This window comes from Gelidibacter maritimus (assembly GCF_014062315.1).
Classification (GTDB): domain Bacteria; phylum Bacteroidota; class Bacteroidia; order Flavobacteriales; family Flavobacteriaceae; genus Gelidibacter; species Gelidibacter maritimus.
The window spans coordinates 1-470 of the sequence record NZ_JACGLT010000054.1 but is presented as its reverse complement, the minus strand read 5'-3'; the positions used below and the strand labels follow the sequence as shown (position 1 = coordinate 470).

General features: G+C 47.0%; 1 pseudogene. It reads left to right on the top strand.

From position 1 onward, the window contains the following. Positions 1 to 470: pseudogene (locus tag H3Z82_RS19455) on the top strand (hypothetical protein); the annotation flags it as partial.

Genomic DNA, 470 nt, shown 5'->3' with positions numbered 1-470 from the left:
GCTACGGGAGGCGCTACTTATTTGTGGAGTACGGGAGCAACAACCGAAAGTATATCAGTGAGCCCATCATCGACCACCACATATTCGGTTACTGCATATGACGAATCAGGCCAATATTCAGATACGGATGAGGTCAAAGTATCAGTAAATGCACCGCCAACAGTGGAAGCTGGAGGTAATGTTACGATAAATTCAGGTGATAATGTCACTTTAACCGCCACTGGAGCTACGACTTATAAATGGAGTAACGGAGCCACTGGAGCGAGCATTACCGTGAGTCCTTCGACAAGCAGGACATATACTGTTACAGGAATATCCAACGGTTGTGAGGCCACGGATACTGTTAGAGTTACCGTTACAAATACAGTTGAAGTAGTTGCTGATGCTGGAGCAGATCAAAGCATCTGTGCTGGTTCAAGTGCAACCTTAACCGCTACGGGAGGCGCTACTTATTTGTGGAGTACGGGAGC